Here is a 23,440-nt window from a genome sequence, read left to right as displayed (position 1 = left end):
TCAACGCCGCCCGCAACGTGGCCCGCGCCCCGCTCACCGCCCCGGGCCCTGCGCAGAGCGACGCGCGCGGCCTCACCGGAAGCAAATCCTCCCCCTGCGCACCCGACACCGACCACCCGGGGTCTGGTCTGACTAGAGCAAGAAGTACCAGCTTCCATGCCCACGCGAGCGCAACCGCGGACAACCACTCCCAAGCCCCCTCGAAGTACCGGGCACCCGGCACGAGACACCGTTCGGGGTGGCGGAGCTTGACGACGCGGCGGGACGGCGTGAGGGATCGGCCGGGCATCGGCATGGGCGGCGCGGGGCGTTGAGAGCCTTCTGGTCCGGTGGCGGCTGTCGCGCTCTCCACCGATACCGAAGACCTTCTCCTTGCGTGCCGGGCGGGATGGGTGGCACACACCTCCATGGGACGGCGCACTCCGACCTCGTCTGCTTCCCAGCACCGAAGCACTGGTTTCCCCACGCCAGGAAGGCGCAGAGGCCTCCAGTGCGCTTCTCCTCGCACGCGACAGAACCTATGGTTTTTCTGATAGACAAAATACCTAAATTTCGCTACTGTGCCACATGAAGCTCGATTCCTGGCTCCGGCCGCCCCTGACCGCGGTCTCTCATCCCGCCCTCAGGCCGGAGCCCTCGACGCGTCCAGCAGGATCAACGTCCAGTGAAAGGCCGACCCGCCCATGAGAATCCTCGTACTGCCCGGTGACGGCATTGGGCCGGAGATCACCGAAGCGACCCTGGACGTCCTGTACGCCGCGAACCGGACCCACTCCCTGAACCTGGATGTGGAGACCGCCGACATCGGCTTCGCCAGCCTGGAGGCGCAGGGAACCACCCTGCCCCAGGCGGTCGTCGACCGGATCCCCGAGGTCGACGGTGTGGTGTTGGGCCCTGTGCAGCACTTCGACTACCCCGACAGGGCTGCGGGAGGCCTGAACCCCTCCGCGGAACTGCGCACCCGTTTCCAGCTCTTCGCCAACATCCGGCCCTGCCGCTCCCACCCGGACCTGAGCGTCCTGCGCCACCCCATGGACCTGGTGATCGTGCGGGAGAACACCGAGGGCTTCTACTCCGACCGCAACATGTACGCGGGCGGCGGGGAGTTCATGCCCGACGAGGACACCGCCTTCAGCATCCGCAAGGTGACCGCCAGGGCCTCCGAACGGGTGGCCCGCGCCGCGTTCGAACTCGCGCGGGGACGCCGGAGGAAGGTCACGGCCGTCCACAAGGCCAACGTCGTCAAGCTCTCCGACGGGCTGTTCCTGCGCGAGGTGCGCAAGGTCGCCCAGGACTACCCCGACGTCGAACTGGAGGAGCTGATCGTCGACGCCGCCGCGGCACTGCTCATCCGGCGCCCGCACACCTTCGACGTGGTGGTCACCACCAACATGTTCGGGGACATCCTCTCCGACGAGGCCTCGGAGCTCTCGGGCAGCCTGGGACTCGGAGGGTCCCTCAACGCCGGAACCGACATCGGCGTGGCCCAGGCCCAGCACGGCTCGGCCCCCGACATCGCGGGCAAGGGCGTGGCCAACCCGACCTCGCTGATCCTGTCGGCCGCGATGCTCCTGGACTGGCGCGGCCGCAGGGACGACGACACCGCACTGACCAAGGCCGCCGCCACGATCGAAGCCGCGGTACAGAGCACGGTCTCGAACCCCTCGACCCGCACCAGGGACATCGGCGGGGAGCTGGGGACGGCCAGGTTCACCGCGAGCGTCATCGAGGCGATCGAGCACTCCACCGTTGCCGCCAACTGAGCGAGAGGCCGGATAAGCACATGCCGACCAGTACCAACCCCCACACGGGAACAGAACTCGCCACCCACGACTTCCACTCCCCCGCCCAGGTGGAGGCCGCGCTGGACGCGGCGGTCGAAGCCCAGCGCCGCTGGCGGACGGTCCCCGTCCCCCAGCGCGCCGAACTCCTCGTCTCCGTGGCACGGGTGCTGCGTGAGGGGCGGGAGCACTACGCCCGCACCATCACCCTGGAGATGGGCAAGCCCGTCACCGAGGCGCGGGCCGAGGTCGACAAGTCCGCCCGCACCCTGGAGTTCTACGCCGACAACGCCGAGCGCTTCCTCGCGTTCGAGGAGATCGCCTCCGACGCGGAGCACAGCGGGGTCAGGTTCGACCCCCTCGGCGTGGTCCTGGCGATCATGCCCTGGAACTACCCCTTCTGGCAGTTCTTCCGCTTCGCGGCACCGGCGCTGGCCGCGGGCAACGCCGCCGTGCTCAAACACGCCAACAACGTGCCCGGCTGCGCCCTGATGCTCCAGGAGATCATGGACCGGGCCGGTACGCCCCGGGGCCTGTTCTCCTCACTTCTGGTGGACACCCCCGCGGTGGCGCCGCTCATCGCGGACGACCGGATCGCCGCGGTCACCTTCACCGGGTCGACCCAGGTCGGGGCGATCATCGCCTCCCAGGCCGGGGCCGCGCTGAAGAAGCAGGTCCTGGAGCTGGGGGGCTCGGACCCCTTCATCGTGCTGGCCGACGCCGACCTGGAGGCCGCCGCCGCCACCGCCGCCCGGTCGCGCTTCAACACGGTCGGCCAGAGCTGCGTCAACGCCAAGCGCTTCCTGGTGGTGGAGTCGGTCGCCGACCGCTTCGTCGAACTCTTCGTCGAGGAGGTGCGCGCACTGGTGTGCGGCGACCCCCTGGAGGAGGCCACGCAGATCGGACCGATGGCCCGGGCCAACCTCCGCGACACCCTGCACGACCAGGTGCGGCGCACCGTCGAGGCGGGTGCCAAGCTTCTCGTGGGTGGCGAGGTCCCCGCCGGACCGGGATTCCACTACCCGCCCACCGTGCTGGACCACGTCAGCACGGACACCGCGGCCTTCACCGAGGAGACGTTCGGCCCCGTCGCCGCGGTGACGCGCGTGGCCGACGCCGGGGAGGCCGTGCGGCTGGCCAACGCCAGCGAGTACGGGCTGGGCGCCGCGATCTGGACGCGCGACTCCGCCCTGGGGCGGGAGCTGGCGGCCGGGATCGAGGCCGGGGCGGTGTTCGTCAACGGCCAGGTCGCCTCCGACCCCCGGCTGCCCTTCGGCGGTATCAAGAAGTCCGGCTACGGCCGGGAGCTCTCGGTGTACGGCATCCGTGAGTTCGTCAACGTCAAGACCCTTTGGATCGGATCGGCGCACCAGTGACCTCGCACATCTCCTCCCAGCCGGTGCACGTGCTGCGGCCGGACGAGCTTCCCGCCAAGAACCGGGGCGCGGGGGCCACGACCGTGCCCCTGGTGACCTACGCCCGGGGAGCCACGTCCTTCCTCAACGGTATGACGACCTTCGGGCCGGGCGCCGCGATCGGCCACCACACCCACAACGTGGTGGAGTCGGTCATGGTGGTCCAGGGACGGGCGATCGTCGACGTCGACGGCGAACGCACCGAGCTGCGCACCTTCGACACCACCCTGGTTCCGGCCAACGTTCCCCACCACTTCGAGAACGCCTCCGGCACCGAGCCCATGCGCATCCTGTGGACCTACGCATCGGTGGACGCGACCCGCACCCTCCTGGACTCCGGCGAACACGGTCGTATCGACGGCGAGTCCACGGGCGCCCAGGACGGCGTGCGCGCCGCCGACGCGGTGGTCGAGGTCGCCGAACTGCACGTGCTGCCCGGACACGAGCAAGCCTTCGAGGAGGCGGTCGCCGAGGCCGCGACGTTGTTCCAGCGGGCAGCCGGGGCGCGGAGCATGGCGCTGGAGAGGTCGCACGAGGACCCCTCGCACTACCGTCTGGTCGTGCGGTGGGAGTCCGTCGCCGACCACACGGAGGGCTTTCGCGGCTCGCGGGCCTTCGCCCGCTGGCGGGAGCTCGTCGGTGAGCACCTGGCCGCCGACCCCAGCGCCCAGCACTTCCGCAACGTGCTGACGGCTTTCTGACCGGCCCGTAACCCACCGCGAACAAGGGCCCGGCCCCGGGATCAGCGACCCGGGGCCGGGCCCCCGATCGTTGACGGACCCCTCGGTGAAGGGACCGCTCCCCCGCACGTGGTCCGCGTCAGGGCTCGGTCGTCTTCTCCTCGCCGACGGTCTCCAGGTGTTGGCGCAGGTACTCCGAGGCCTCCGGGAGGCGGCCCTCCAACAGGAGGTCGGCCAGGCGGACGTGCTCGCGGCAGCGGACCACCGCGCGTTCGGGGACCAGGGTGCGCCGGTACTCCATCAGCCTGCGCAGGCGGTTGACGCGGGCCAGGCTCTCGACGAAGAAGTCGTTGCGGCTGCCCAGGGTGATCGTCTCGTGGATACGGGAGTTGAGGTCGAACAGCTCCGCACCGGAGACCTCGTGGACGCGCCCGCCGACCAGCTCCTGCTGCTCCCTGCGCCGCTGGAGCAGGGCGGTGCGGTCGACGGAGTAACCGGGTTCGAGGATGGCCGCCGGTTCCACCAGCAGACGGAAGCGGTAGCTGGCCCGGTAGGACTCCAACGAGGTCAGCACGGGCGAGAACTCCCACCCGTATCCGGGAAGCGCCTCGATCCAGCCCTCGGTGGAGATGCGCCGCAGTACCGGGGCGAGCTGCCCGCGGGTGACGTCATAACGCCTCAGCAGCGCGTTCTCGGTCACCTGGCGGGGCAGCTCGGACTGGAGGAGGTCCTCGGCGATGCGCGTGTACAGCTTCTCGCTCTGCGCGTCGTAGGCGGGCGGGGCGGGAGGGGCCGGGGCGCTGGCCGCACCGGAGACCACGTACCCGCCCCGGTCGGTCCGGGAGACCATCCCCTCCCGCTCCAACTCCTGGAGGGCACGCCGCACCGGTGAACGGGAGACCCGGAGCCTCTCGGCCAGGGTCCTCTCCACCAAGCGGGTGCCCTCCTTGAGCCCCTCGTCGCTGATGTGGGACAGCAACTGCTGTCGGATGAGGCCGATGAGAGGCGTGGAACCCCGGTTCGCGCTGTCCGCCATCGGCCTCTCTCCTTCGCTGTCAGTCCTCGCGCTCCCCCGCGGGCACGGGGGCGTGCCGGTCGTCGGCACCGGGTGCGGGGCGGCCGCGCCGCAGGGTGAGGACCGCCACCACCGCGATGCCCGCCAGCAGCAGGGAGTACAGCCCGATGGTGAACGGGCTGTCGACGAAGAACAGCGGATCGCCCTGGCCCGCGCTGACGGACCTGCGGAACTCGGTCTCGGCCAGGGGCCCGAGGATGACGCCGATGAGGACCGGTGCCAGCGGCAGGTCGAAACGGCGCATCATGAACCCGAGCAGCCCCAGCAGGACCAGAAGTACCAGGTCGGCCACGGAGGAGCTGATCGAGTATACCCCCAGCACGGCCAGGACCCCGATGCCCGCGTACAGGAAGGGGGCGGGCACCTTGAGCAGGTTGGCCCACAGGGGCGCGAAGGGCAGGTTGAGCGCCAGCAGGACGAACAGGCCCAGGAACAGGCTGGCGAGCAGGGCCCAGACGATGTCGCCGCTGCGCTCGAAGAGCAGCGGGCCGGGCTGCATCCCGTACTGCCGGAACGCGGCGAGCATGATGGCGGCGGTCGCCGACGTGGGCAGGCCGATGGCCAGGAGTGCCCCCATCGCGCTGGCGGCGGTGGCGTTTCCGGAGGCCTCGGGGCCCGCCACTCCCTGGATGGACCCCTTGCCTCCGAAGTCCGTGTCCCCCCGGCGCCTGGCCAGGCGCTTCTCCACCGAGTAGGCCAGGAACGAGGGCACCTCAGCGCCGCCCGCGGGGATGGTGCCGAAGGGGACGCCGATGACGGTACCGCGCAGCCAGGCGGGAAGGGCCCGGCGGATCTCGGTGCGGGTCAGCCACGGGCGCCCCGAACCGATGGCCCGCTCGCGGCCCTGGCGGCGGTGGATCCTGGAGGCCAGGAAGAACACCTCGCCCAGAGCGAGGAGGCCGACGGTGACCACGACGATGGAGATCCCGTCGAAGAGGTGGGGAACGCCCAGGGTCAGGCGCGAGGTCCCCGAGACTCCGTCGATGCCCACCAGGGCGATGAGCAGGCCGATCGAGAGGGAGGCCACGCCCTTGACGAAGGACTCGGCCACGACCCAGGAGATGGCGACGAAGGCGAACAGGGCCAGTGCGAAGTACTCGGCGGGGCCGAACATCGCCGCCATGCGGATGATGTACGGGGCCAGGATGACGACGAGGGTGGTGGCGATCAGTCCGCCGGTGAACGCGCCCAGCGCCGACGTGGCCAGGGCCTTGGCCCCCCGGCCGTCCAGGGCCATGCGGTGGCCCTCGATGGACCCGGCGATCGCGGTGGCGTTGCCCGGGGTGTTGAGCAGGATCCCCGCGATGGAGTCACCGAACAGGCCGCCGTAGTAGACACCGGCGAACATGATCAGGGCTCCGGTGGGCTCCAGGGCGAAGGTGACCGGCAGCAGCAGGGCTACGGCCATGGCCGACCCCAGACCGGGGAGAACGCCCACGGCGGTGCCCAGGACGGCGCCGAGGAGGAGCCAGAGCAGGTTCATCGGCGTCAGGGCGGCGGCGAAGCCGCCGAGGAGGTCGTTCAGCTGATCCATGAGAAGAGACCTCCGATGACGCCCGCGGGCAGGTTCAGACCGAGGCCGGTGGAGAAGGCGATCTGGACCGCGCAGGAGAAGACCAGGGCCACGGCGGCGTTCAGGGCGTGGTTCCTGGTGCCCAGGGCGAAGCTGACCGCCCAGAACAGGGCGGCCGCGCTCAGGATCCAGCCCACCGGGCGCAGCACGGCGAGGAAGACGACGAAGGAGAGGACGACCAGGAGGAGGGTGCGCCAGTCCACCCGGGTGTCCGCGGCCTGTTCCGGCTCGGGAGGCTCCGCGGGGGCGGGCGCGGGCGCGGAGGAGGCGGACCGGCGCCGTTCCCGCGTCACGACGCGCACGGTGAGGCCGACGCCGCTGAGGCACAGCAGCATCGCGACGATCGCGGGGAAGACCTGGGGCCCCGGGCTGGAGTCACCGATGACGTCCATGGTCACGGTGTTGTAGGCGCAGAAGGCCGAGAGCGAGAACAGGACTGCTGCGACGACCAGTTCGCCGTAGTCGCGTCTGCCGGTCCGCGGGGCCTGCTCCACAGGCGTTTCGTTCGACAAGGCGGTCACTGTGCCCCTCCAGAGAGAAGTTCGCGGGTGGTGGCGACCTCGTCGTCGATGAATTCCGTATAGTCCTGACCGGTCAGCACGGTCTGCTGCCACTGGTTGCGCTCGACCGCGCTCCGCCACTCGCCGGTCTGGAGCAACTCGGCGATGATCTGTTCCAGTTCGGCTGCCTGGTCCGCGCTGATGCCGGGGGGCGCAACGAAACCGCGCCAGTTGGACGTCACCGTGTCGATGCCCTGTTCACGGAAGGTCGGCAGGTCGATGCCGTCGACGCGCTCGGGCGCCGTGGTACCGATGCCGTTCATGTTCCCGGCCCGGATCTGGTCGCTGAGCTCGGCGTAGCCGGAGACACCGGCAGCGGCGGTGCCGGACAACAGGGCGCCCAGCACCTCTCCGCCACCTGAGTAGGCGATGTAGTTGACCTCGTCCGTGGGGATGCCGACCGCGTCGGCCAGCGCCAGGATCGCGAGGTGGTCGGTGTTGCCCAGCGCGCCTCCGGCGATGGGGTGCCCCTGGGGGTCGTCCTTCCACGCCTGGAGGAACTCCGCCGCTTCCGCGGGGTCGTACGGGGACGACGCGGGGGTCACGATCACCGGGTAGTCCGTCGTCACCGTGCTGACGGGGGTGACGTCTTCCAGGGTGACCGAGCTGTCGGTGACCTCGACACCGCCGACCATGGCCGAACCGACGACGAGGAGCACGTCGTCGCGGTCGTCCATCTCGACCAGTGTCTGCAAGCCCACCGTCCCCGACGCTCCGGGGATGTTGAGGACCTGGACGTTGCCGGAGATGCCGTTGGCCCGCAGGGCCTGCTGCGTCTCGCGGGCCAGGAGGTCGTATCCGCCGCCCGCCGCGCCGGGAACGAGGATGGTCAGACTGCTTCTGGGCCCTCCCTCGTCCTGGGTGGTCGCCGCGTCGGCGAACGCGACGGGGACTGTGACGGCGAGCGCGGCGGCGAGGACCGCGCTCCGCATACTGAGCTTCATCGTGGGTGGAGCCTCCCGGTCAAACGGACAGGTCAGGCGGGGGATGGCGCCGGGACCCTCAAGTATTTTTGGTACTATGTCACTACGAAATGCCAAAAGCAAGCCTTTGGTGTGATCTCTGGAACAGCCCCGCATCACGCGTGACACAGAGGGTGACCGACCGGACGCCCCCTCACCACAGGCAGGCGCTTCCCCGACAGCCCCTCGAAAGGCCCGCCGGTCGCCTCGCGAGGGGCGGGACCCACAGGGGCCCGCCGGGAACGCGGCCCTCCCCGCGGCGAGCGCGACTCTCCCCGGAGGCGCGCCCGCCGGGCATGGACCCCCCTTCACCCCCGCCTTCGCCGCTTCGCCTGTCATCGTGCGAATGGTGGCGTCGGCACGGGCCCGCACGCGCACCCGGGGCGAGCGGCCGGGGGTTGACGGGGCCGCACACGGCCTCCATGATTGGTCTACCGGTTTACCGGATGCGTGGTCAACCTCTTTACGCTGCGGCTCCCCGGAACCCGCGTGCGCCGCAGCGCTGAAATCTGCTCCGCCCCCCAGCAGAAGGGATCGTGACGTCTCCCATGCCAGCGCTCCTGGGATGCATCGCCGACGACTACACCGGCGCGACGGACGTGGCCAGCGCGTTACGCCGTTCAGGACTGCCAGTAGCCCTGTACTTCGGCGTACCCGAGCCGGGAACGCCGGCTCCGGCCGACGGCGCGGTGGTCATCGCTCTGAAATCGCGGACGGCCGCCGTCTCCGAAGCCGTCGAGCAGTCCCTCGGCGCCCACGCGTGGTTGCGTGAGGCCGGCGTCGGCCAGGTCTACCTCAAGTACTGCTCGACCTTCGACTCCACACCGCTGGGCAACATCGGGCCGGTGGCCGACGCACTGCTGGAGGTGACCGGAGCCGCCGTCACGGTGGTCTGCCCCGCTTCCCCTGGCAACGGGCGAACCGTGTCCCAGGGCCGCCTGTTCGTCAACGGCGTGCCGCTGGACGAGTCACCGATGCGCGACCACCCCCTCACCCCGATGCGCGACTCCGACCTGGCACGGCTGCTGCGCCCCCAGACCCGCCACGAGATCGGGCTCGTCGACCATGCGACCGTGCGTCGGGGGGCCGGAGCCGTTCGCCAGGCGTTCGACGACCTCACGAGCTCCGGAGTGCGCCATGCGGTGGTCGACGCCGTCGACGACACCGATCTGGAGGTCATCGCCCAAGGCAGTGCACACCTTCCGCTGTTGACCGGAGCCGCGGGGCTCACCCGGGGCGTCGGGAGGCTACTGGCCGGGGAGCACGGGACCGCGGTCTCCAGAAAGCCGGAGGCCGTCGGCGGCGCGGCCGTGCTGGCGGGCAGCTGCTCGGCGATGACACTGCGCCAGATCGAGCACGCCCGCGCACACATGCCCGCGTACCGCCTCGACCCGCGCGGTCTCGCCCGGGACAGCGCCGTGGCGGAGGTCCTGGAGTGGATCGACGCGCACGCGGACTCCGAACCGGTACTGGTCTACTCGTCGGCCCCGCCCGAGGAACTACGGGCGGTACAGGACGAGGTCGGTGTCGGGAGGGGCGCTTCCCTGGTGGAATCCGCCATGGGGCGGATCGCCCGCCATCTGGTCGAGCGCGGTGTGCGGCGCCTGGTGGTGGCTGGCGGGGAGACCTCGGGAGCCACCGTGAGCGCGCTGTCGGTGCGCGGCGTCGACGTCGGCGACGAGGTGGACCCGGGGGTGTGCTGGGTCTTCCCCCACGAGTACCCCGATCTCGCACTGCTGTTGAAGTCGGGCAACTTCGGTGGCCCCGACCTGTTCACCCGTTCCCTGGAGGAGGCATGAGTATGGAGACAGAGGAAAGAGAGCTGCGCATCGCCCTGGTCCGCATGGGGCGCTCGCTGTTCACACGCGGCCTGACCGCCGGGAGCACGGGCAACCTGAGCGTGCGCATCGGCGATTCGGTCCTGAGCACGCCGACCGGGTCGCGCCTGGGAGACCTGGAACCCGACGCCCTGGCGGAGGTGTCCCTGTGGGGGGAGCACATCTCCGGTCCGCGCGCCACCAAGGAGGCTTTCCTGCACGCGGCGATGTACAGGGCGCGCCCCTCGGCCCGCGCGGTGGTTCACCTGCACAGCACGCACGCCGCAGCGGTGTCGTGCCTGGACGGGCTCGACGAGAAGGCGGCGCTCCCGCCCCTGACCGCCTACTACGCGATGCGGGTCGGACGCATGCCGCTGCTGGCCTATCACGCCCCCGGCGACCCGGCCCTGGGGCCGCTGGCAGAGGCCACCGCGCAGGGACACCATGCGCTGCTGCTGGCCAACCACGGCCCGATCGTGGCGGGTGCCTCCCTGGACGCCGCCGCGGACGCGGCGGAGGAGATCGAGGAGACGGCGAAGCTGTACCTGCTGCTGCATGGCCACCGCACCCGTCCCCTCACGGCCGAGCAGGCGGCGCACCTCGCCAGGTGAGGACGGGCCCCGTCGGGTCAGGCTGAGGCGGGCGGGTCCGCCGCGAGCGGCTCCCCCGCTCCGGTGAGCCCGCCCTTGTTCTCAGCGGTGAGCTTGTGGGCGGTCTCGGGGTCCACGGTGCCCAGCAGACGGCGCGCGGCGTTGCTCATGTGCGCGGCCATGGCGGTGCGGGCGGCCGCGGCGTCCTGGTTCTCGATGGCCTCGAAGATGGGCACGTGGTCGGCGTAGGCGGTCTTCATGTGCGCCAGTTTGGCGACGTTGCGTCCGGTCCAGCTGTGCATGACCGTGCGCAGCCCGCGCAGCATGTCGCGCAGCACCGTGTTGCCGCCCGCGTCGGCGATGGCGAGGTGGAAGGCCACGTCGGCGTCGGCGAAGCCTCGCTCGCCGCTGTCGCGCATGGTGTGCAGGCGCTCACGCAGCAGGACCACGTCGGCCTCCGAGCGGTTCTGCGCGGCCAACCCGGCCACCAGCTCCTCCAGGTGGGCGCGGGCCTCCATGAGCTCCATGATCCGCTTCTCGCCCAGGACCAGGCCCCACTCGAAGACGCGGTACAACGAGTCGATGTCGGATCCGCGGAAGTAGGTGCCGCTCCCCGGACGTACCTCGACCACACCCATCATGCCCAGGGACTTGATCGCCTCGCGCACGGCGGGACGGTTGACCCCCATGAGCTCGGTGAGCTGGCGCTCGGAGGGAATGCGCTCACCGACCTGGACCTGACCCGACATCAGGTAGTCCAGAAGCTGTCGCGCGACCTCGGCGGCCAGGGGCTCGCGCGGGGTGACGTCGATCTTGGAAAGGCCATTCACCACGGGGCTGCGCTCCATCGCCGTTGTCAGAATCCCTGTTGGTCCAGGGCCTCAGTATAGGGACGTCGACCGGTGACCGGTCTGCCAGTCGCGTGACGTGCGCGGACCCCCGTACCCGCCACCGCTTCCGGGGTCAGGCCTTGAGCCGGGCGGCGATGGCCTCGCCGAACTCCCCGGTGGAGGCCGTCCCGCCCATGTCGGGTGTGACGACGCCGTCGGCGATGGTGGCCGCGATGGCCGCGTCGACGGCCTTGGCCGCCTGCGCGAGGGCCCCATCACCGTGGCGTCCGGCCAGCCACTCCAACAGCATGGCCGCCGAGAGGATCATCGCCGTGGGGTTGGCCCTTCCCTGTCCGGCGATGTCGGGGGCGGAGCCGTGGGAGGCCTGGGCCATGGCGCGGTCGGCGGAGGCGTTGAGCGAGGGAGCCACACCCAACGACCCGCACAGTTCCCCGGCCAGGTCGGAGAGGATGTCGCCGAACATGTTCTCGGTGACGATCACGTCGAAGTCCTTGGCCCGGCGCACCAGGTGCACGGTCATCGCGTCGATGTGGAAGTCGTCGACGCGGACTCCGGGGTGGTCGGCGGCCACCTCGCGGCACACGTCGCGGAACATGCCGGTGGTCAGTTGGAGCACGTTGGCCTTGTGGACGATCGTGACGTGCTTGCCGCGGGCCTCGGCCAGTTCGAAGGCGACGCGGGCGTTGCGCTCGATCGCCTCGCGGGTGAACACGCCCGAGGCGATGGCCACGTCCGGGGTGGGCATGTACTCGCCGGTTCCGCGGAAGGTGTTGCGGTCGGCGTAGAAGCCCTGGGTGTTCTCGCGGACGATGACCAGGTCGGCTCCCTCCGCGATGGCACCCGATCCGGGGAAGCTCTTGGAGGGGCGGATGTTGGCGAAGAGCTGGAAGTGCTTGCGCACGGTGCCGCTCGGGTTGAGCCGGGACCGCCACGGCTCGGGGTAGGCGGCGCTGTCGTGCGGGCCCATGAGCCAGCCGTCGGTGGAGGCCAGGCCCTCCAGGGTGGTGTCCGGAATCGGGGATCCGTGCTCGTCGATGGCCGAGCGCCCCATGGGCAGGGGACGCCAGTCGGTGGGAGCGGCGCCGACCGAGGCGAGGGCCGCGTCGACGACGCCGACTGTGGCCGGAACGATCTCCGGGCCGATGCCGTCGCCTTCCAGCAGTCCCAGGACGTAGCTGCGGTTGGTGGACATGTGCGTGGTGCTCCTAGCTGTGTGGACGGGTGGGGGCTGGGGGGCGGTCACGGGGTGGCGTCGACCCGGGGGTCGGCGCCTCGGCGGTTCCTGGCTCTGGTGACCAGTCCGCCGAGGAACGGGGCAGCGATGATGAGGGCGGCCAGGGTGAGGACGACCAGCGACACGGGTCGTTCCAGGAGGATGAACAGGCTGCCCTGGGACATCTGTAGGGACTGGCGCAGGGACTGCTCCACCATCGGTCCCAGCACCATCGCCAGGACCAGGGGCGCGGCGGGGTAGCCGAACTGGCGCAGGAAGTAGCCGATGGCTCCGGCGATGATGACGACGAGGACGTCGAAGAGGTTGTTGCGCAGGCTGTAGGCCCCGGCCAGCGCGACGCCGATGACGATGGGCACCAGGGTGGTGGGGCGCAGCTGGAGCGCCTTGACGAACAGCGGGACCATCGGCAGGTTGATGATCAGCAACAGGATGTTGCCGATGTACATGCTGGCGACCAGGCCCCAGAAGACGTCGGGGTTCTCGTTGATCATGAGCGGCCCGGGCTGGATGCCGTACATCATGAGCCCGCCCAGCAGCACCGCGGTGGTGGCCGAGCCGGGGATGCCCAGGGTGAGCATCGGGATCATGGCGCCGGTGGCGGCGGCGTTGTTGGCTGACTCCGGTGCCGCGACGCCCTCGACGATGCCGGTGCCCAGTTGCTTGCGGCGCTTGGCCACCCGGCCTTCCAGGGCGTAGGCCAGCAGTGAGGACAGGGTGCCGCCCGAGCCGGGGAGCATGCCGCCGAAGAAGCCGACGGTGCCGCCGCGCACGATGGGGCCGCGGGCGTGCCTCCAGTCCTCGCGGTCGGGCAGCAGCCCCTTGAGCTTGTACTTGACGGGTTCGACGCGGGTGCGGTTGGCCAGGATGTTGGCGATCTCGGCGAGGCCGAACAGGCCGATGACGATGGGCAGGAAGTCGATGCCGTTGAGCAGGTTGATGTTGCCGAAGGTGAAGCGGGAGTCGCCGAGGATGGGGTCCAGGCCGATGGTGCCGATCAGCAGGCCCAGGACGCCCATGACCGCGGCCTTGAGCTTGGAGCCGCCACCGAGCGCGGTGAGGGTGGTCAGGCCCAGCAGGGTCAGCGCGAAGAACTCGGGGGGACCGAACCGGACCGCCCAGTCGGCCAGTGGCGGGGCCGCGACCATCAGCATCACGGCGGCCATGGTCCCCGCGACGAAGGAGCCGATGGCGGCGATGCCCAGGGCCTTGCCCGCCTGGCCTTTCAGCGCCATCTTGTAACCGTCGAAGGTGGTGGCGACGCTGGAGCTGTCGCCGGGGATGTTGACCATCACCGAGGTGAGGGTTCCGCCGTACATGCCGCCGTAGTAGGTGGCGGCGAGCATGATGATGGCCGTGGTGGGTTCGAGGGTCGCGCCGACGGGCAGCAGCAGGGCGACCGCGCCGGAGGGGTTGATACCGGGCAGGGCGCCCACGACCATGCCCAGCATGACGCCGAGCAGGGCGAACATCAGGTTGACGGGTGAGAGCGCGGTCAGGAAGCCGCTGCCGAGGTTGGTGAGGAGGTCCATGGGCTAGACGCCGATCAGGCTGGGAGGGAACGGGACGTCGAAGGCCAGGTAGAAGATCGCGTAGACGAACGCGGCGGTACCCAGGCTGACGGCCAGTCCGGTGAGGGGCCTCATCCTGATCAGCACGAAGCACAGGAAGAGCAGCAGCAGCGTGAGGCTGGACAGGAACCCGATCACCGGTACCAGGAGGAAGAAGGCGACGAGGCCGGCCAGGCCTCCGAGGGGGCGCCAGAGGCGTCCGGCGTCGGCGTCCTCGTCGAGGGACGCCGGGGCGCCCGCGGTCGCGGTATCGCCCACCTCGGGGTCGGCGCTCCCGGTGTCCGGTTCGGGAGCGGGCGCCGGGGCCGGTCCGAGTCCGGTCGTCCGCGCGCTGGGCACGGAGACCGGTTCGGGTTCGGTCGGGCCCGCTTCCTGGTCGATGGACGCGCCCCGTCGGGAACGGACCGCGTTGACGACCACCGCGACGCTCAGCAGCGTTCCGGCCAGGGACAGCCACAGCGGGAAGGCCCCCGAACCGGGACGCCCGTCGTCGCTGTAGGGCAGTTGCAGCGAGGCCAGGAGCCAGCAGAGGAACACCAGGCCGACGATGACGTCGACCGTGGTCCTCCCTCGGGCGGCGGACATGTCAGCCCTCCTCTCGGAGGCCGAGCGCGTCCATGATGTCGACGTACTTGTTCCATTCGGCCTCGACGTAGGACTCCGCCTCCTCGCCGACGTGCAGCTCTTCGAGGAGGAGGTTGGCGTCGAGGTAGTCCTTCCACTCCTGGCTCTGGGCGGCCTCGGAGATGGCCTCACTCCAGAAGTCACGTTGGCCCCCGGTCAATCCGGGCGGGGCGACGATCCCCCTGGCCTGGGTGAACTCCAGTTCCACGCCCTCCTCCAGGGCGGTGGGGACGTCGAGTCCCTCCAGGCGTTCAGGAGTGGTCACGGCCAGGCCGCGCATACGCCCGCTCTCCAGGAGCCCCTGGACCTCGGCCGGGTTGGCGGCGATCACGTCCACGTTGCCGCCGAGCAGGGCTGAGTTGGCCTCGCCGCCGCCGTCGAAGCTGACGTAGTTCAGTTCGGCTCCGGTCTCCTCCTCCAGCAGGTGGCGCACGATGGAGTCGGCTCCGCCCAACTGCGTGCCGCCGAAGTCGATCTGGCCGGGATCCTCCTCCGCCGCGGCGATCAGGTCGTCGAGGGACTCGTAGGGGGAGTCGGCGCCGACGGTGATCATGAGGCCGTCGGTGGCCAGGACCGCCAGGTTGGTGAAGTTCTCGTAGGTGTAGTCGGCCTTGCCCTGTACCGCCGTGGTCAGGTAGGAGGAGGACAGGGTGGCGATCACGTGGCCGTTGCCCTCCTGGCCGAGCAGGTAGGTGTAGGCCACCGCACCGCTGCCGCCGGGCCGGTTCTCCGGCGACACCGGCTGCTCGACGATGCTCTGTGAGGACAGGATGTCGGCGATCTGGCGGCCCATCAGGTCCGAGGAGCCGCCCGCGTCGGCGTGGATGATCATCTGGACGTTGTCGTCGGGCTCCCACGGCCCCTCCTGGACCGTGGGCCCGGACAGCGACGAACAGGCGGACAGGGCGAGGACGGAGACGGCGGCGAGCCCGGGGGCCGCCGGCCACCTGGACGTCATCCTTCTCGTAGCGCGGTTCGTGTGCATCGGCGCCTTCCTTTTCCAGGGCGTGCCGTCGGGTCCCCGGCGGACCGCGTGAGTGTCGCGGCGGGTCACACCGTGCCCGACGTGGGGTGAAGCGCGTCCTGATGACGAGCGTGTTGACATCTGGTAACCGGTCAACCTGTTGACCAAAGTAGAGAGCCACATCACACCCGTCAAGACGCGGACCTGCAAAAAAACTCGGCTCCTCTCCTCCTCGACCCACCGCTCCAGGTCGGCGGACAGGCGTCGCCCCTGGTGAGGACGCCCGGTTTTCCATATTGGTAACCGGTAGACCAGTTGACCAAAAATAGCTATCGTGAACGGACATCCGCTGCTTCGGCCCCACCGCACGCCCCTCGAACCGGTGGGTCCCCGGTGTACGCCCGTGAACATGGAGGTCCCGTGTCTTCTGCCCATGCCCCGCTCGTGGCGATGATCCACGCCAACAGCACCGCGTCCCGCTTGGCCCAGCAGGCGTTCGAGGAGGCGTTCCCCGAGGCGAGGATCTGGCACCTGTTGGACGACCGGCTGTTGGAGGACGCCAGGGCCACGGGCGGCGTCCGGGGAGAGCTACAGCGGCGGATGCTGCGCCTGATCGATCACGCCTTCACTGGCGAGGCCGACGCGGTACTGCTGACCTGCTCCGCCTACGGCCCCGTGGTGGAGGTGGCCAGAAAACTGTGGGACCGTCCCGTCGACCGACCCGACGAGGCGGTGTTCCGCCACGTGGTGGCGGACGGTTTCCGCAGGATCGCGGTACTGGCGTCAGTGGCCCCGGCCGTCGGTCCGGCGATGGAGCAGATCCACGAACTGGCCGCGCGGGCGGGGTCCGACGTCGAGGCACAGGTCGTGCTGTGCGAGGATGCCGCCCGTGTCGGAGACGTGCCCGAGAAGATCGTCTCCGCCTTCCTTCCCCATCTGGAGAACGGCGGTTTCGACGCGGTGGTCCTGGCCCAGTACTCCCTCTCCCCCATCGCCGAACCGCTCGGCCGTGCCCTCGGGCTGCCCGTCTTCAGCGGACCGCGGGCGGCGGCCCGGCGCATGCGCGAACAGCTGACCGGCGAACCGGCCTCGGGTGCGGCGTCATGAGCCCTTCCTGTCGCGTTGCCTACACCGTCGCCTCACCCGAGTGCCGGGTGCCGGTGCCGCTGGGGTACGCCGCCCCGTTCGAGCGGGCGCTGGCCGAACTCGCCGCCCTGGGCTACGACGGCGTGGAAATCCAGGTCCAGCACCCCGAGCGCGTCGACGCGGACCTGCTGGGCGCGGCAGTGCGTCGGCACGGGCTCGCCGTCGCGGCCGTCGGCACCGGTCCCGTGAGCCACGACGGCGCGACGCTCACCTCCGCCGAACCGGCGGCGCGGGACCGCGCCCGGGCCCGGCTCGTCGCCGCCGCGCGTCTGGCCGGGCGCCTGGGCGCGCCCGTGACCTTGGGGCGCTCGCGAGGGCGCGTGGACGAGAACCGCTCCGAACAGCAGTACACGTGGGCCGTACAAGGCATCGAGGCGATCGCCGACGCGGCCGGGGCCGCGGGCAGTCGCCTCCTCCTGGAGCCGCAGGAGCCCGGAACGACCAACCTCCTCACCCACCGGGCCGAGGCCCAGGCCTTCGTGGAGCGGATCGGCAACGAAGCCCTCGGGCTGGTACTGGACACCCACCACATGAGGGCGGTCGGTGACGACCCGGTGGAGTCCGTGCGCGTGGCAGGACGGCTACTCGGGGAAATCCAATGCGCGGGACCGGACCGGGGCCCCTTGGACCAGGCCTCTGAGGATTCGACGCGGCTGCTCGACTCGTTGGCGGAGACCGGCTTCTCGGGATGGATCGTCATGGAGCACCGGCAACTGCCCGACAGCAGGAGAGCGGCGCAGCGGAGTCTGGACTGCGTCAGGAGCGCCGCCTCAGCGTGTAACGGCTCCGGCACGGATACCGCCGCGGACTGAGGCAGGGCTGTTTCGAAGTCGGAGATGAGCACGATCAGCACTGGTCACAGCCCTGGGATCGGGGCGCGTCCAGCCCGCACCGGCATCGAGCCCTTCCAGCCTCTGGGCAGGCACCGGTACAAGGTCGAGCGTTCCATCAAGCCGAAGACACAGGTGCCCCTCTGGTGTGCCACGGAAGGTGGCCCCTGGCCCGCGAGGACCCCACGAGGCGCCGTCTTGACAGGAGCGTCGTCCTACTCCTTAAACTGTACTGACGAGTCAGACTAGTTTGGGGTGGGCATGGGATCCGACAGGACGGACAACGCGCCGGGTTCGGTTCGGCGGCGGGCGCTCGTGGTGGGCTCCGGAATGGCCGGGTGCGCGGCGGCGTGGTGGTTGGAGCGCGAGGGGTGGGAGGTCGTGCTCGTCGACAAGGAGGTCGAGCCCTACCCGAGCAGTTATCTGCTGCAGCTGGACGCAGAGGCGGTAAAGGTCCTGCGGCTGATGGGCGGTGAGGAGATCCTCAATGAGGTGACCTTCCCGGCACCGGAGATGTCAGTGCGCTGGGGCGAGCGCCGGGTCCGCGAGTTCAAGGTCGACGGTGCGAAGGACTGGCGGATCGCTCGCCGTGCGGCGCTGCTGCAGAGGCTGTTCGCGCATATTCCGCCCAGTGTCGAGACACGCATGGGTGTCGGGCTCGAAGCTCTGGAGCACCGTGACAAGGACGTCCTGGCCCGGTTCGGCGACGGTTCGACCGAGCCGTTCGACATGGTGGTCGGGGCGGACGGCCTGCACTCGACGGTGCGCCGGCTGACCTTGGCCTCCGAAGCGCAGAGTGTGTACCTCAACGGCCGGAGCCATGTGTGGATCAACGCTGACGTGCCCCTGCCGGAGGGGCGCGCGGTGATCGGCTCCCGCGAGGGGATGCTGTCACTGATCTACCCGTACCCGGACAGCGGCCAGACGTCGGTCACGGCGGTCGTTCCCTTGCCGGGCTCGACCGTGCCCGACACGCGGATGCTGGTCGATCGGGTCTGTGACGCGGTCGAACGCCTGGGCCCGGACATGCGCGCGATCGCGGTGGCGGCGCGTAAGTCCGAGGACGTCAAGCTGACCAGGTTCTCCCAGGTGCGGTTGCCGCGCTGGTACACACGCCGGGTCGTGCTCCTGGGCGACTCCGCGCACTGCATCGACCCGGTGTCCGGGATGGGCGCGCACGCGTCCCTACCGGGAGCGAAGGCACTGGCCGAGGCCCTGCGGAGCACGGATGACATCACGGTCGCCTTCGCCCGGTTCGAAGCCGAGATGCGGCCCTTCGCCCAGACCGCGCAGAGCATCACGGCTCGGGCGGTCGAGTACAGCACCGGGGCACCGGGAGGCGGCCGGGCGGCCACCCTGGTCGGAGGGGCCGGCGACCTTGTGGGCACGATCGGAGCGAGGCTGGCAAGATCCAGTAGCCGCAGGAGTGCCGTGCGTCGGGCATGAGCCCCCGCCCCCGGCGGGCCGACAGCGATCATGAGGTCGCATCCCCGGTCACGCCGTCACGCCGTCACCCCAGCCACCTGACGATGCCGCCACCGTACGTGAGAGAGAGATCGATGGGACGCACAGCGGGACGAGGGCCCGGGGACACCAAGCGCTTGATCCTGGATGCCGCGCGAGGCGTCGTCGCGACGCAGGGGGCCAGAGCGACCCTCGACGACGTGGGCGCCGTGGCCGGTCTGAGTCGCGGGGCGGTGATCTACCACTACAGCTCGAAGAACGCCCTGTGGCTGGCACTGGCCCATGACGTGCTCGCCCGGTTCCACCGGACGGTTCAGGAACAGATCGAGGACGGTCAGGCGCCCGGGCGCCTGGCGCGCGCCTTCATCCGCGCCTCGCTGGAGGACGACAGGATCGATGCCGTCGGCGAGCGGCTGTTCCTGCTGGCCGCCCTCTCCGTCACCCCCGGGATCCCCGAGGTCATCGCCGAGGACGGAGCCCGTTGGAAGGCCGAGATGGCCGAGGACGGACTCTCCGTGGGAGCCCGCGCCGTCATCCTCAATGCCGTCGACGGCGTCGGCATGATGACCGGTTGGGGGCTCAAGCCCGATCGCGCCGAGCTCGACGCCCTGCGCACCGAGCTGGAGAAACTCACCTTCTCCGGCTCCTAGCACCGCACCGTACGCGTCGACGGCCCCTGCCCGGCGCCGCCCGGGTGTCGCGAGGACCCGCCGTGGCTCCTCGTCGAGCGGCGGTCCCGTGCGCGTCGGGCTCTGACACGGTGTCCCGGACAGGTCCCTGTTTCGCCCGAACGGGTCGGTGCGGTCCACGCCGGACCGGCGGTCGCGGAGAAGGCCACGGGCTCCCGGACCGTGGTCAAGAGGTGCACGCTCGCGGCCCGCGGCCGCCGGTCGGACCTTCGGGGCGGCCCGGCGGCACGGTGCCCCTCGCGGGCGCGGGAGGACCCACGCCCGGCGCGGTGCCCCTCACCGGGGCGCCCCGGTGAGGGGCACCGGAGCGGTCCTCGTCACGGGTTCCCCGCATCGTCCCTACCGGGGAGAACCACACGATTGAAACTGTACTGACGCGTCAGTATAGTATTTGACGCATGACAGGTCAGAACGAACACGAACGGAGCACGACCATGAACAGTGCCAGCACTCGATCCACCGACGTTGTCGTCGTCGGTGCCGGACTCGCGGGGCTCACGGCAGCGGACGAGCTCGCCCGGGAGGGGTATGACACCGTCGTCGTCGAAGGCCGCGACCGTGTCGGCGGCCGGATCCGCGGAGCCGAGATCGCCGGTGTCCCCGTCGACGCCGGAGCGACCTGGGTGGCGCCGGGCCACACGGCGGTACGCGATCTCGCGAGTCGCCTCGGCTACGAGTTCACCCCCCAGTTCCACCAGGGCAAGGGGGTCATCTCCTTCGGCGGCAGGCGCCGAGTCGAGAGCCTCACCGCCCTGGCGCCCTGGTCGATGCTCGACCTCGCACGGGTCATGGGCGTGCTGCAGAAGATGGTCGACGGCCTTCCCGTCTCCTCACCCTGGGTACACCCCCGAGCCGACCAGTTCGACTCGATGTCCTTCGGCGAATGGCTGACCTCCAAGCACGCCCTGCAGGACACCCGCAAGTTCATGAACATGCTCAGCCTGGTGCACTGGGGAGCACCCGTCGGCGACGTGTCCCTGTTCAACGTGATGCGCTACATCAAGACCCTGGGCGGCATCGAGCACATGCTCTCCGTCGAGGGCGGCGACCAGCAGGACCGAATGTTGGAATCGATGTACTCCCTGGTCAGCAAGTTCGCCGACACCCTGGAGTCGGAGGTGATCGTCGGCTCCCCGGTGGAGCGCGTCACCACGGCCGGTGACCGCGTCACGGTCGAGGCCGGCGAGCACACGATCCAGGCCCGGTACGTCGTCGTGACGGCCTCGCCGGTACACCGCTCGACCATCGAGTTCACCCCAGCGCTCCCGGAGTCCCACTACGGCCTCTCCCGCAGTTGGCAGCTGGGATCGCTCAGCAAGGCCTTCGTCGCCTACGAGCGCCCCTTCTGGCGGGACCTGGGCCTGTCCGGGGAAGCAATGTCCGACGACGAGACCGTCTTCCTGACCTTCGACGTCAGTCCCAGCGCCGACGGCCCCGGCATCCTCATGGTCTTCTGCGACGCACGCGGGTTCGACGCCCACGACGAGAGCGAGCGCCGACGCCGTGTCATGGAGCGCCTCGTCCACCTGCACGGGGAGGCAGCGCGCTACAGCACCGACTACACCGACTTCTCCTGGGCCAACGACACGTTCGCGCCCGGCGGACCGAACCCGGCGGTCGCGCCGAAGGCGTGGACGTCCTTCGGGCGGTTTCTCCGTGAGCCGGTCGGGCGCGTGCACTGGGCGGGTACCGAGACGGCCGACGAGACGTCCGGCACCATGAACGGCGCGATCCTGTCGGGTCGGCGGGCAGCGGCCGAAGTGGCCGCCCGACTGCACGCCGATCGGTAACGACACCGGCTCGGATCGGTCCTCGGCCCGCCACGCCCCCCTGTCCGTCCACCGCGCTCGATCGGCCTTAGGAGCTCCTCTCGTCTGGCCGGTCTGCGGTAGCGGATCAGCGTGCAGGTGATGCCGGCGAAGGCCAGGAAGTGGTCGGCTCGGGGTTCGTAGCGATGGTGTGGGCGGTGGCATCCGGTCGGCCAGGCCATGGTGCGCTCGATGTGCCACCGGTGTCGCCCCAACCGCGTGGAGAACTCCACGTCCTCGCGGACCAGGCGGTGCACGATCCGCGCCTGTCGAGCCATCGGCGCAGGTGGTCTTAGTCCTAGCCCTTGTCGCCGTGCAGCTCGACCGGTGTGCACCGCCTGGATCCGCGGCGCGAGCGGATCCGGATCGCGGAGTGGGCGCTGGGAACAGGATCAGGCGCTCTGGGGTGCTGTTTTCCGGGAGCTGACCAGGCCGCGGCGGCTCGAAGGCGCCGGTGGTCAGGAGAGAGCCGTAGGCGCGCAGAACCGGGGCGATCGCCAGGCGGCTGCGGCGCTCCGCGGGGAGGGACTCCTGTAGGAACAGGATCACGTAGCGGGACGTGGTCAGCCGCGTAATCGCACGCGACCAACCCGGCGACGTCGGCGATCATCCCCGGGATACTGGTCGCCCATGGATGAGATCGAGGTCGTCGTCGCCCATTCCGAGCGCGCGACCCTGCGCGCTGGCGACGTGTTCTTGAAGGTGGACGCCGATCAGGCGCGCGTCGACGTCGAGGTCGAGGCGATGTCCCTCGCGCCGGTCCCGACTCCGGAGGTCCTGTGGCGCAAGCCGCCCGTGCTTGCGATCGCCGCCGTCCCGGGGATGGGGCTCGGCCGTCTCGGTGAGCCGTCGACCGCCTCGTCGGCGGCGTGGGCCGCGGCGGGTGCCGTCATCCGGCAGTTGCACGAGGCGCCGTTGCCGCCCTGGCCCGGCCGGCGCCGCCGGGATCACGACGAGCTGGCGGCGGAACTCGACGGCGAGTTCGGGTTGCTCGTGGCGAGCGGTGTCCTGCCCGCTGACCTGGTCACCCACAACCGCCAGGTCGCCGAGGCCGCGCTCCGGCCGTGGACTCCGGTGTTCACGCACGGCGACCTACAGACCGAGCACGTCTTTGTCGACGGCGACGAGGTCACCGGCATCATCGACTGGTCCGAGGCCGGCCGGGGCAATGCCCTGTTCGACCTTGCCACCTTGACGCTCGGACACGAGGAACACCTCGACGACGTCATCGCCGGTTATGGCACAGACGTCGACCTCGACGTGATCCGCGCGTGGTGGTCGTTGCGAAGCCTGCTTGGGGTTCGCTGGCTGGTCGAGCACGGCTTCGACCCCTTCGCGCCGGGCTGTGAGGTCGACGTGCTGAGATCCCGGCTGTGAGGCCGCGCGGGCCCGACTGCCGTGAGTGCGTTCTGACGCATCGGGCGGGCCATCCCCCGGGGCGCATCGCCTGCCCTTGCTCCCGACAAAGTGCGGTGCGCAGTCGTCGCCAGCAGATGACGGCGCACCCGGGGGGTGACGAACGCGTCGTGGACGTCGTCGCGGATCTCCCCGCGGATGCGCGGGCGGCGGAACCAGCGCAGCAGTGCAGCAGTGCAGCAGTGCGACCGCACCATGGCCTGGCTGGCCGGGTGCCGCCGCCTACACCGCCGCTAGTGGGCTGGCCGCACATGGTGCCGGTGTGGCACCAGGGACTCCCCTCCCCGGTGATCTTGCTACTGGTGCCACTGTGAACCGTCGACAGTGCCTCTGGGAGCAAGATCATCCCCGATACGCACGCCCCGGCGAACCTTTCCGGTCACCGCACTAGGA

20 protein-coding genes and 1 pseudogene are annotated in these 23,440 nt (G+C 70.3%); 11 read left to right on the top strand and 10 right to left on the bottom strand.

Translation table 11 applies throughout. From position 1 onward, the window contains the following. Positions 1 to 683: 683 nt before the first annotated feature. From FYW99_RS23895 to FYW99_RS23885, 3 genes are read left to right on the top strand one after another with little or no spacing between them, the layout of a single operon-like run. The gene (locus tag FYW99_RS23895; RefSeq protein WP_150254268.1) at positions 684 to 1,763 is read left to right on the top strand and encodes an isocitrate/isopropylmalate dehydrogenase family protein; all 1,080 of its coding nucleotides are present in this window, start codon (positions 684 to 686) and stop codon (positions 1,761 to 1,763) included. Positions 1,764 to 1,783: 20 nt separating this feature from the next. Continuing rightward, entirely contained in the window at positions 1,784 to 3,157 is a 1,374-nt protein-coding gene (locus FYW99_RS23890) for an NAD-dependent succinate-semialdehyde dehydrogenase (RefSeq protein WP_150254267.1), read from the top strand. Next, positions 3,154 to 3,897 (top strand): cupin domain-containing protein, encoded by a 744-nt coding sequence (locus FYW99_RS23885; RefSeq protein ID WP_223839452.1) that lies wholly within the window; start codon positions 3,154 to 3,156, stop codon positions 3,895 to 3,897. Before FYW99_RS23890 ends, FYW99_RS23885 begins: the two co-directional genes overlap by 4 nt. Positions 3,898 to 4,015: 118 nt before the next feature. On the opposite strand, the gene FYW99_RS23880 is transcribed toward FYW99_RS23885, so the two are convergent. From FYW99_RS23880 to FYW99_RS23865, 4 genes are read right to left on the bottom strand one after another with little or no spacing between them, the layout of a single operon-like run. Then, a complete protein-coding gene (locus tag FYW99_RS23880; protein ID WP_150254266.1) occupies positions 4,016 to 4,912 on the bottom strand; it encodes a GntR family transcriptional regulator in 897 nt (298 codons plus the stop codon). Between the two features lie 19 nt (positions 4,913 to 4,931). Beyond that, positions 4,932 to 6,485 carry a tripartite tricarboxylate transporter permease gene (locus FYW99_RS23875; RefSeq protein WP_150254265.1) on the bottom strand — a complete coding sequence of 518 codons (1,554 nt, stop codon included), beginning with the start codon at positions 6,483 to 6,485 and terminating at the stop codon, positions 4,932 to 4,934. Further along, the gene (locus FYW99_RS23870; RefSeq protein WP_190394777.1) at positions 6,473 to 7,036 is read right to left on the bottom strand and encodes a tripartite tricarboxylate transporter TctB family protein; all 564 of its coding nucleotides are present in this window, start codon (positions 7,034 to 7,036) and stop codon (positions 6,473 to 6,475) included. Before FYW99_RS23870 ends, FYW99_RS23875 begins: the two co-directional genes overlap by 13 nt. 5 nt (positions 7,037 to 7,041) lie before the next feature. Next, positions 7,042 to 8,028, bottom strand: a complete 987-nt coding sequence (locus FYW99_RS23865) for a Bug family tripartite tricarboxylate transporter substrate binding protein (RefSeq protein WP_190394776.1) — start codon at positions 8,026 to 8,028, stop codon at positions 7,042 to 7,044. 566 nt (positions 8,029 to 8,594) lie between these two features. Here FYW99_RS23865 and otnK point away from each other — a divergent pair. Both otnK and otnC read left to right on the top strand, forming a co-directional pair. Then, complete coding sequence (gene otnK, locus FYW99_RS23860) at positions 8,595 to 9,845, top strand: 3-oxo-tetronate kinase (protein ID WP_150254262.1); 1,251 nt, start codon at positions 8,595 to 8,597, stop codon at positions 9,843 to 9,845. Next, the gene (otnC, locus tag FYW99_RS23855) at positions 9,842 to 10,474 is read left to right on the top strand and encodes a 3-oxo-tetronate 4-phosphate decarboxylase (protein WP_150254261.1); all 633 of its coding nucleotides are present in this window, start codon (positions 9,842 to 9,844) and stop codon (positions 10,472 to 10,474) included. Before otnK ends, otnC begins: the two co-directional genes overlap by 4 nt. A 17-nt stretch (positions 10,475 to 10,491) precedes the next feature. Here the strand turns inward: otnC and FYW99_RS23850 are convergent, their stop codons facing one another. The 5 genes from FYW99_RS23850 to FYW99_RS23830 form a co-directional block, all read right to left on the bottom strand. Beyond that, the gene (locus tag FYW99_RS23850) at positions 10,492 to 11,286 is read right to left on the bottom strand and encodes a FadR/GntR family transcriptional regulator (protein WP_223839450.1); all 795 of its coding nucleotides are present in this window, start codon (positions 11,284 to 11,286) and stop codon (positions 10,492 to 10,494) included. Positions 11,287 to 11,416: 130 nt separating this feature from the next. Next, on the bottom strand, positions 11,417 to 12,496 hold the full coding sequence (locus FYW99_RS23845) for an isocitrate/isopropylmalate dehydrogenase family protein (protein ID WP_150254259.1): 1,080 nt from the start codon (positions 12,494 to 12,496) through the stop codon (positions 11,417 to 11,419). A gap of 47 nt (positions 12,497 to 12,543) precedes the next feature. Beyond that, complete coding sequence (locus FYW99_RS23840; protein ID WP_150254258.1) at positions 12,544 to 14,067, bottom strand: tripartite tricarboxylate transporter permease; 1,524 nt, start codon at positions 14,065 to 14,067, stop codon at positions 12,544 to 12,546. 3 nt (positions 14,068 to 14,070) lie between these two features. Continuing rightward, entirely contained in the window at positions 14,071 to 14,691 is a 621-nt protein-coding gene (locus FYW99_RS23835) for a tripartite tricarboxylate transporter TctB family protein (RefSeq protein ID WP_150254257.1), read from the bottom strand. A 1-nt stretch (position 14,692) separates the two neighbouring features. Next, positions 14,693 to 15,688 carry a Bug family tripartite tricarboxylate transporter substrate binding protein gene (locus FYW99_RS23830; protein ID WP_150254256.1) on the bottom strand — a complete coding sequence of 332 codons (996 nt, stop codon included), beginning with the start codon at positions 15,686 to 15,688 and terminating at the stop codon, positions 14,693 to 14,695. Positions 15,689 to 16,114: 426 nt separating this feature from the next. On the opposite strand from FYW99_RS23830, the gene FYW99_RS23825 reads away from it, so the two are divergent. From FYW99_RS23825 to FYW99_RS23800, 5 genes are all read left to right on the top strand, one after another. Then, positions 16,115 to 16,801 carry an aspartate/glutamate racemase family protein gene (locus FYW99_RS23825; protein ID WP_190394775.1) on the top strand — a complete coding sequence of 229 codons (687 nt, stop codon included), beginning with the start codon at positions 16,115 to 16,117 and terminating at the stop codon, positions 16,799 to 16,801. Beyond that, a complete protein-coding gene (locus FYW99_RS23820; RefSeq protein ID WP_150254255.1) occupies positions 16,798 to 17,652 on the top strand; it encodes a sugar phosphate isomerase/epimerase family protein in 855 nt (284 codons plus the stop codon). Before FYW99_RS23825 ends, FYW99_RS23820 begins: the two co-directional genes overlap by 4 nt. Positions 17,653 to 17,931: 279 nt before the next feature. Next, entirely contained in the window at positions 17,932 to 19,116 is a 1,185-nt protein-coding gene (locus tag FYW99_RS23815) for an FAD-dependent oxidoreductase (protein ID WP_150254254.1), read from the top strand. A 155-nt stretch (positions 19,117 to 19,271) separates the two neighbouring features. Beyond that, the gene (locus tag FYW99_RS23810; RefSeq protein ID WP_223839448.1) at positions 19,272 to 19,784 is read left to right on the top strand and encodes a TetR/AcrR family transcriptional regulator; all 513 of its coding nucleotides are present in this window, start codon (positions 19,272 to 19,274) and stop codon (positions 19,782 to 19,784) included. Between the two features lie 437 nt (positions 19,785 to 20,221). Continuing rightward, positions 20,222 to 21,613: a flavin monoamine oxidase family protein gene (locus FYW99_RS23800; protein ID WP_223839446.1), complete on the top strand. Its 1,392-nt coding sequence runs from the start codon at positions 20,222 to 20,224 to the stop codon at positions 21,611 to 21,613. A 92-nt stretch (positions 21,614 to 21,705) separates the two neighbouring features. Here FYW99_RS23800 and FYW99_RS32510 read toward each other — a convergent pair. Next, positions 21,706 to 21,995: pseudogene (locus FYW99_RS32510) on the bottom strand (IS5/IS1182 family transposase); the annotation flags it as partial. Between the two features lie 266 nt (positions 21,996 to 22,261). Between FYW99_RS32510 and FYW99_RS23795 the strand changes: the two are divergent. Beyond that, complete coding sequence (locus FYW99_RS23795; protein WP_150254252.1) at positions 22,262 to 23,008, top strand: aminoglycoside phosphotransferase family protein; 747 nt, start codon at positions 22,262 to 22,264, stop codon at positions 23,006 to 23,008. Positions 23,009 to 23,440 lie beyond the last annotated feature (432 nt).

The organism is Nocardiopsis deserti (assembly GCF_008638355.1).
Lineage (GTDB): Bacteria > Actinomycetota > Actinomycetes > Streptosporangiales > Streptosporangiaceae > Nocardiopsis > Nocardiopsis alborubida.
The sequence above is the reverse complement of the archived record's forward strand: the minus strand, read 5'-3'. Positions and strand labels throughout refer to the sequence as shown.

Excerpts from the sequence above, each read along its gene's own strand:
- FYW99_RS23880 (WP_150254266.1), bottom strand. The coding sequence starts at position 4,912 with ATGGCGGACAGCGCGAACCGGGGTTCCACGCCTCTCATCGGCCTCATC.
- FYW99_RS23815 (WP_150254254.1), top strand. The coding sequence starts at position 17,932 with ATGGGATCCGACAGGACGGACAACGCGCCGGGTTCGGTTCGGCGGCGG.
- otnK (WP_150254262.1), top strand. The coding sequence starts at position 8,595 with ATGCCAGCGCTCCTGGGATGCATCGCCGACGACTACACCGGCGCGACG.
- FYW99_RS23840 (WP_150254258.1), bottom strand. The coding sequence starts at position 14,067 with ATGGACCTCCTCACCAACCTCGGCAGCGGCTTCCTGACCGCGCTCTCA.
- FYW99_RS23830 (WP_150254256.1), bottom strand. The coding sequence starts at position 15,688 with ATGACGTCCAGGTGGCCGGCGGCCCCCGGGCTCGCCGCCGTCTCCGTC.
- FYW99_RS23875 (WP_150254265.1), bottom strand. The coding sequence starts at position 6,485 with ATGGATCAGCTGAACGACCTCCTCGGCGGCTTCGCCGCCGCCCTGACG.
- otnC (WP_150254261.1), top strand. The coding sequence starts at position 9,842 with ATGAGTATGGAGACAGAGGAAAGAGAGCTGCGCATCGCCCTGGTCCGC.
- FYW99_RS23835 (WP_150254257.1), bottom strand. The coding sequence starts at position 14,691 with ATGTCCGCCGCCCGAGGGAGGACCACGGTCGACGTCATCGTCGGCCTG.
- FYW99_RS23820 (WP_150254255.1), top strand. The coding sequence starts at position 16,798 with ATGAGCCCTTCCTGTCGCGTTGCCTACACCGTCGCCTCACCCGAGTGC.
- FYW99_RS23845 (WP_150254259.1), bottom strand. The coding sequence starts at position 12,496 with ATGTCCACCAACCGCAGCTACGTCCTGGGACTGCTGGAAGGCGACGGC.
- FYW99_RS23795 (WP_150254252.1), top strand. The coding sequence starts at position 22,262 with ATGGATGAGATCGAGGTCGTCGTCGCCCATTCCGAGCGCGCGACCCTG.
- FYW99_RS23800 (WP_223839446.1), top strand. The coding sequence starts at position 20,222 with ATGACAGGTCAGAACGAACACGAACGGAGCACGACCATGAACAGTGCC.
- FYW99_RS23890 (WP_150254267.1), top strand. The coding sequence starts at position 1,784 with ATGCCGACCAGTACCAACCCCCACACGGGAACAGAACTCGCCACCCAC.
- FYW99_RS23895 (WP_150254268.1), top strand. The coding sequence starts at position 684 with ATGAGAATCCTCGTACTGCCCGGTGACGGCATTGGGCCGGAGATCACC.
- FYW99_RS23865 (WP_190394776.1), bottom strand. The coding sequence starts at position 8,028 with ATGAAGCTCAGTATGCGGAGCGCGGTCCTCGCCGCCGCGCTCGCCGTC.